This is a genomic window from Holdemanella porci, assembly GCF_009696075.1.
Classification (GTDB): Bacteria; Bacillota_I; Bacilli_A; order Erysipelotrichales; family Erysipelotrichaceae; genus Holdemanella; species Holdemanella porci.
This window is the reverse complement of record NZ_VUMR01000019.1, coordinates 21,276-27,992: the sequence shown is the minus strand read 5'-3', so window position 1 is coordinate 27,992 and position 6,717 is coordinate 21,276. Positions and strand designations below refer to the sequence as shown.

The window sequence follows — 6,717 nt, the reverse complement described above, 5'->3', positions numbered from 1 at the left end:
TTCTTGTAGATTCTCGAAGTGCTTTTTCCTTTTTCGTTGATGAAAGCATAATTGATATAAAAAGATTCATCTGATTTAGATTTAGTAGTTGTAACACGCATAAATATCACCTAATACAATTATATCATAGAATACGAGATAATACGATATACAAAAACAAATAATTTGACAAAAAAAGTAAAAGAAAAGCGCTAGTTTAAGCGCTATGTTTAAGATCAATTGTGAAAAGGGGTGTCAAACTCCCGTGTATAAAATAGGTGTTTTATATCTAAATCGAAAAGAACGCTTAAAAGAAATGAATGGATGACGAAAAGTTGTCCATTTTTTCTTATATGCATGATATAATGTTGTGGCAAAGGAGATCAGTTATGTTTGGTGAAATTCATGAAGAGTGTGGTGTGTTTGGTGCATATCGCGTAGATAATGCAGCAAGTATTACGTATTATGGTTTGCATTCCTTGCAACATAGGGGTCAGGAAGCGAGTGGTATTGCCGTTTCAGATGGCGAAAATATCACTTTGCAAAAAGGAAAAGGCTTGACTGTAGATGTTTTTCAAAGAGAAAAATTAGATTCTATGGTCGGAAGATTAGCAGTTGGGCATGTTCGTTATAGTACAGCTGGTGGTCAGGAAAATGAAAACATTCAGCCAATTGTATCAAAGGGACATAATGGAAGTTTAGCTATCGTTCATAATGGACAGATTGTTAACGAAAAAGAGCTTCGTATTGAACTTGAAAATGAAGGGGCTATTTTCCAGGGAACAAGTGATAGTGAAATTATTCTTCACTTGATTCAGAAACAAAAAGGTACTTTAAAAGAACGTGTTATGAAGACTGCAAATCGTATTGAAGGTGCATTCTCTTTCTTAGTTATGAATGAGGATACTATTTATGCGGTTCGTGATCGTCATGGTTTAAGACCTTTAAGTTATGCCAAAAGTAAAGATGGCTACGTAATTAGTAGTGAAACATGTGCTTTTGAAGTTATGGGAATTTATGAAAGTGTGGATTTAAAACCAGGAGAAATCGTAGAGTTCCATAAGGGTATTGTGAAACATGAATTTTATTCAACAAATACAGATAACCATATGTGCGCAATGGAGTACATTTATTTCGCAAGACCAGATAGTGTAGTGGAAGGTATCAATGTACATGCGTTCCGTAAGGCTACAGGATCTATTCTTGCTAGAGAAGATAAAGATTTACATGCGGATATCGTTATTGGTGTTCCAGACTCATCTTTATCAGCAGCCATTGGTTATGCAGAAGAGGCGGGTATTCCATTTGAAACTGGATTGATTAAAAACCGTTATGTAGGACGTACATTTATTCAACCTACACAAGCAATGCGTGATCGCAGCGTTCGATTAAAATTAAGTCCTGTATCTAGCGTGGTTAAAGGAAAATCAATTGTTATGATTGATGATTCGATTGTACGTGGTACGACTTCAAGAAGAATTGTACAATTATTGAAGGATGCAGGAGCTACCCAAGTACATGTTCGTATCGCTAGTCCAGTCATCACGAGTCCATGTTTCTATGGTGTAGATACTTCTACAAAGGATCAATTGATTGGTGCTAAGATGAGTGTAGAAGAAATTCGTGACTACATTCATGCGGATACATTACGTTTTATGACCGAAGAAGAAATGAAGGAAGCTACGCATGGCGTTGGTTTATGCTTGGCATGTTTTAATGGAGAATATTGTACAAAATTGTTCTCATATCAAGAAGAATTGGATAAATAATTATGACTATAAAGTGTTTGTCTTTTGATTTAGATGGAACTTTACTTTTAGACGAATCAAAAAGAATGGATCCAAGAACGGTGAATTCGATTCAAAGGGCGATGGCACAAGGTATGCACGTTGTGATTGCGTCGGGTCGAGATAAAAACGGATGTAAATTTGTATATGAACCATTAGGATTAGAGAATGGAAATCATTTTTTGGCATTAGTAAATGGTCAGATTATATATGATTTTGAAAATAAAGAATATGATTTGGATGATGTTTTAACAACAGAAGATGGAATCAAAATACAGAAAGTTTGTAAGGAATTTGGTGTCGAAGGAATTTTTCAATGTGGATATGATTTTTATAGTTACATATCTTCATTGAATCGTGTAAAGAAAAAAGTCAAAAATGCTATTTTTGGAGAGCTAGATGATTATGGCTTGAAGGATGGCAAAGAAAATCGTAATTTTATTGATTTGCCTTTTGAAGAAATTCGTTTGACGCAAGATATCAATAAAGTGATTATGGTGCATTCTCCTAGATTCTTTGAAAAGAATTTTGAGGGAATTAAAGCAGCTTTAAGTGATTATGATGTATTGTTGATAGGTCCAGATTGGCTAGAGATTATGCCAAAACATGTCAATAAGGCTAGTGCATTGTGGAAAATCTGTGAGAAACTTGGAATCAGCATGAATGAGGTCATGGCTTTTGGAGATGCACAAAACGATTTGAAGATGCTTCAACAAGTAGGTATTGGTGTAGCTATGGGGAATGCGATGGATGAAGCTAAGTATGCAGCTACTGTAGTTACGGACACCAATATGAATAATGGTATTGGAAAAGTCATTGATGCTTTGTTGGCGGGCAAAGAAATGGACTTACGCAAAGGCTTGTTATAGAATGGAATTAGATAAGGAGGAACCTTGTATGAAAATTGTAAATACAGAAGAATTTAACGCATTAATGAATGAAGATGCAGTTTTAGTCGACTTCTTCGCAACTTGGTGTGGACCATGTAAAATGTTGACACCTGTACTTGAATCAGTCGCAAATAAATTAGATGGAAAAGTAAAAATCGTAAAGGTGGATGTGGATGAAAGTCCAGATTTAGCGCAAAGATTTGGCATTATGTCTGTTCCAACAATGATTCTATTTAAAAAAGGACAACAAGCTGCAGCATTCTCAGGATATATGCCTGAGGCAATGTTGATGCAAAATATTGAAAGTAAACTATAGGATGATTCGTCATCCTATTTTCTTTAGGGGGAAAATATGTATTATATCGCATATGGAAGTAATTTAAACAAAGAAGAAATGAAGCAACGATGTAAAGATGCGAAGTTTGTGTCTTTGGCAAGACTTGAAAACTATACACTTACATATCGTGGAAATCCTGGACGAGCTTATCTTACAGTAGATAAGAAACAAGGAGATTTTGTACGAGTTGCCGTATGGGATGTGAGCGAAAATGATAAGAAGAGTTTAGATGAATATGAAGACTATCCATACTTATATGATTGTTTTGATGAAAAGGTATTATTAGAAAACAATGAAACAATCACGGGCTTTATCTACCAAATGTATAGTCGTTTTCCAATATGTAAACCGAGTGACTCGTATATGGAACGTTGTAAACAAGGCTATCGCGATATGGGGTGGGATGCTTCAATTTTAGATTTTTAATGAATTTTAAAGTTTGGTGTGTCATAATATAAAGAAAATAAGGGGACTTTAAAATGAAAAATTGGAGATACTTAATTTTAAGTTTAGTTTTATCCTTGTTCATTCATTACTACGTCACAGCTGTTTTAATGGAAATTTTTGGCATGGGATGGTATCTAATTCAATTTGTTGTATGGTGCATTGAACTGGTCGTTATATATGATGCGTTGATGTTTTTTACGAAAAACTGGAATGTAAAACATCGAGCCATGTTTTTCTTTGCGTATTATTTGTTTTTAATTATTGCCCTATTAATTCGCTATGATCAAGGTATCAGTATTATTCAGTTGAATCCATTTGCGTGTCTTAGAGAAATCTATTATGGTTCTTGGACAGAGTGGATCGTATTCGCATTTAATATTGGATACTTTATGTTTATGCCATGGGTGAATGGATTATTTATTTCATCAAACAAAGAAAACTTCATTGTTTCTGTATTCATTGGTTTTCTGTGTGAATTTATGCAGTTGATCTTTCATAGAGGCGTATTTGATTTAGGGGATATTTCTCTATATGTAGTTGGAATCTTGTTGGGGCTTTATGTAAAAGAAAAGTACCATGTTCATTTAAAAGAAAAGAGTGAAGTACATGACAATTAAAACGGTTGCGATATTCGGTGCGGGAGCTGTTGGCTCCTATTGTATTTATAATGCAATCTAAGAACACTCGTGACTTTAGTCGTGAGATGAATTAGATGTGCAGATGTTAGATAAATAAATTAAAAATAATTGATAAATATAGTGCTTTAAGTATATACATATGTTATAATATTAATGAAGGAAAAACATATGGAAGTTGTTAAGGGTAGAGGCTATGTCTATTCTATACAGTATAATATTGTATGGTGTGTAAAGCATCGTCGTGATGTTTTGAATGGACAGATTGAAACAAGATTAAAAGAGCTGCTGATTCAGATTTCAAAGGATAATGGTTTTCAAATTCTGGAAATGAATATAGAGGAAGATTACATCCGTATGCTGATCAATTGTACGCCGCAGCATTACATTCCAAATATTATAAAAGCTATGAAGGGTGTATCGGCCAGACTCTTGATGAAAGAGCTTGGGGATGATCTAAGATCCAAGTTATGGGGTGGACATCTATGGAATCCTTCTTATTTTGTAGCTACAGTTTCTGAAAATACAGAAGAACAGATTATAGAGTATATAAGAAGTCAAAAAAGAAAATAGCGAATCAATAAGGAGAAATCATCATGGAAAAGGCATTCAAGTATCGTATGTATCCAAACAGAGAACAAAGAATATTATTAGCCAAGACTTTTGGCTGCACTCGTTTTGTATATAATCATTACCTGGCAAAACGTAAGGATGCCTATGAAAAAGATGGAATCACTTTAAACTATACGGCATGTGCTAAGGATCTAGTTTCTTTAAAGAAAGAATATGAATGGCTTAAGGAAGTGGATTCTGTGGCTCTACAGTCCAGTGTAAAGAATCTGGATACGGCTTATATCAATTTCTTTCGAAAAAAGGCGGAATATCCTAGATTCAAATCGAAGAAGACGCATCGTTATTCATATACAACAAAATATACGAATGGTAATATTGAACTCTATGAAAATAAGGTCAAGCTTCCTAAGATTGGTCTTGTAAAGATAAAGAAAACACGAACGCCAAAGGGAAGACTATTGAGTGCAACGGTATCACAAGTACCAAGTGGAAAGTATTATGTTTCATTATGTTATACGGATGTAGAAGAAGTCTTATTTCCACTAACATACAATGAAACAGGTATAGATCTAGGTATCAAGGATTTTATCGTATTGAGTAATGGAGAAAAGGTGGAAAATCCAAAATATCTGAAGAAGTCGATTGAGAAACTGAAAAAGCTACAGAAGCAGCAGTCACGAAAAACAAAGGGCGGCCGCAACTGGATCAAAAACAGGATCAAGATCGCAAGACTTCATGAAAAGATAGCGAATCAAAGAATGGATTTTATCAACAAACTATCTACAAGAATCATTACAGAATATGACATTATCTGCATCGAAGACTTAAAAGTCGACAACATGCTTAAAAACCACAATCTAGCCCAGTCTATATCGGATGTATCCTGGTCAAAGTTTACAACACAGCTAGAATATAAAGCCGAGTGGTATGGAAAGGTGATCAAGAAAGTAGACACGTTCTATGCGAGCAGTCAGACCTGTCATTGTTGCGGATATAAGAATGAAGGAACAAAAGATTTAACAGTAAGAGAATGGATATGCCCAAAATGCCATTCAAATCATGACAGAGATGTAAATGCATCCATCAATATATTGATGCAGGGCATATTAGCAAACTAGCTAAAAATAAAAAGAACCGCAGGAACTGCGGGGATAGCTTGGTAAGAAAGGTTTCAATAGAAGCCTGTTCCCAAGAATCTCGTCACTGCGGTGATGAGAGGTTCAAGGCTTATCAAAGTGCGATATACAATTAAGTGTTATCGCAAAAGATGAACGAAATGAGAGATTAAAAAAGAATGGTTGTTTAATCAACAATATCATGTATCATCCAGAAGTATTAACACCCAAAGAAGCACATGGTGTAGATCTACTCATTGTATGTTTAAAATACAATGCTTTATCAGATGCTTTAGAAGATATTAAACAAATCGTAGATGAACATACTTTAGTCATGTCTTTAATGAATGGTGTGGATAGTGAACAAATTATTGGAAATCAAATTGGTATGCAGCATATGGTGTATTCATTGATTAAAGTTGCAAGTCATAAAGAAGGCTTAGGATATGTATTTGATCCAGAAACAACGATTGGAATTGTGCTAGAAGAAAATAAGGAAATCGATAAATTGTTTAGTCAAAGTAATCTACATTATCGAACAACTTCATATATTCAGGAAGAAATATGGAGCAAGTTTCGCTTAAATGTAACGAAAAACTTACCTCAAGCTATTCTTGGAGCTGGTGTTGGATGTTACTCGGATAGTGATCATATGAAGGCTATACAGTCTGGATTAAAGGATGAATTAGAGGCTATCGCAAAAGCTAAAGGTATTGATATGTCAAAGGCTGATCCAAGTGCTACACGTGGTAGTGCAGTGCCTAAAACGGCCAGATATTCTACACTGCAGGATTTGGATGCCAAAAGGCATACGGAAATTGATATGTTTTCGGGTGCAATAATGAAGATGGGAAAAGAACTAAATATTCGAACGCCTTATAATGAATTTGTATATCATATCATCAAGGCTATGGAAGAAAAGAATGATGGTTTATTTGAGTATAAATAAAGAAG

At 34.6% G+C, this 6,717-nt stretch carries 8 protein-coding genes; all 8 read left to right on the top strand.

Annotated features, from left to right (window positions below; translation table 11 throughout):
• Positions 1-368 precede the first annotated feature (368 nt).
• The 8 genes from purF to FYJ55_RS04960 all read left to right on the top strand — a co-directional run bounded on the left by purF (position 369) and on the right by FYJ55_RS04960 (position 6,712).
• Positions 369-1,748, top strand: a complete 1,380-nt coding sequence (gene purF, locus FYJ55_RS04995; RefSeq protein ID WP_154555908.1) for an amidophosphoribosyltransferase — start codon at positions 369-371, stop codon at positions 1,746-1,748.
• 2 nt (positions 1,749-1,750) lie between these two features.
• Positions 1,751-2,635, top strand: coding sequence for a Cof-type HAD-IIB family hydrolase (locus FYJ55_RS04990; protein WP_154555907.1), 885 nt, complete (start codon positions 1,751-1,753; stop codon positions 2,633-2,635).
• Between the two features lie 28 nt (positions 2,636-2,663).
• A complete protein-coding gene (gene trxA, locus FYJ55_RS04985; protein ID WP_117926679.1) occupies positions 2,664-2,972 on the top strand; it encodes a thioredoxin in 309 nt (102 codons plus the stop codon).
• 36 nt (positions 2,973-3,008) lie between these two features.
• The gene (locus FYJ55_RS04980; protein ID WP_154555906.1) at positions 3,009-3,419 is read left to right on the top strand and encodes a gamma-glutamylcyclotransferase family protein; all 411 of its coding nucleotides are present in this window, start codon (positions 3,009-3,011) and stop codon (positions 3,417-3,419) included.
• A gap of 53 nt (positions 3,420-3,472) precedes the next feature.
• Positions 3,473-4,057: a VanZ family protein gene (locus FYJ55_RS04975; RefSeq protein ID WP_154555905.1), complete on the top strand. Its 585-nt coding sequence runs from the start codon at positions 3,473-3,475 to the stop codon at positions 4,055-4,057.
• 189 nt (positions 4,058-4,246) lie between these two features.
• The gene (gene tnpA, locus FYJ55_RS04970; protein ID WP_154555904.1) at positions 4,247-4,648 is read left to right on the top strand and encodes an IS200/IS605 family transposase; all 402 of its coding nucleotides are present in this window, start codon (positions 4,247-4,249) and stop codon (positions 4,646-4,648) included.
• Positions 4,649-4,671: 23 nt separating this feature from the next.
• A complete protein-coding gene (gene tnpB / locus FYJ55_RS04965; protein ID WP_154555903.1) occupies positions 4,672-5,766 on the top strand; it encodes an IS200/IS605 family element RNA-guided endonuclease TnpB in 1,095 nt (364 codons plus the stop codon).
• A gap of 124 nt (positions 5,767-5,890) precedes the next feature.
• Positions 5,891-6,712, top strand: a complete 822-nt coding sequence (locus tag FYJ55_RS04960; RefSeq protein WP_326831843.1) for a ketopantoate reductase family protein — start codon at positions 5,891-5,893, stop codon at positions 6,710-6,712.
• Positions 6,713-6,717: the final 5 nt, after the last annotated feature.

What these genes read in the sequence shown, in the direction of transcription:
- FYJ55_RS04975 (WP_154555905.1), top strand. Translation starts at nt 3,473, where the DNA reads ATGAAAAATTGGAGATACTTAATTTTAAGTTTAGTTTTATCCTTGTTC.
- tnpB (WP_154555903.1), top strand. Translation starts at nt 4,672, where the DNA reads ATGGAAAAGGCATTCAAGTATCGTATGTATCCAAACAGAGAACAAAGA.
- trxA (WP_117926679.1), top strand. Translation starts at nt 2,664, where the DNA reads ATGAAAATTGTAAATACAGAAGAATTTAACGCATTAATGAATGAAGAT.
- tnpA (WP_154555904.1), top strand. Translation starts at nt 4,247, where the DNA reads ATGGAAGTTGTTAAGGGTAGAGGCTATGTCTATTCTATACAGTATAAT.
- purF (WP_154555908.1), top strand. Translation starts at nt 369, where the DNA reads ATGTTTGGTGAAATTCATGAAGAGTGTGGTGTGTTTGGTGCATATCGC.
- FYJ55_RS04990 (WP_154555907.1), top strand. Translation starts at nt 1,751, where the DNA reads ATGACTATAAAGTGTTTGTCTTTTGATTTAGATGGAACTTTACTTTTA.
- FYJ55_RS04980 (WP_154555906.1), top strand. Translation starts at nt 3,009, where the DNA reads ATGTATTATATCGCATATGGAAGTAATTTAAACAAAGAAGAAATGAAG.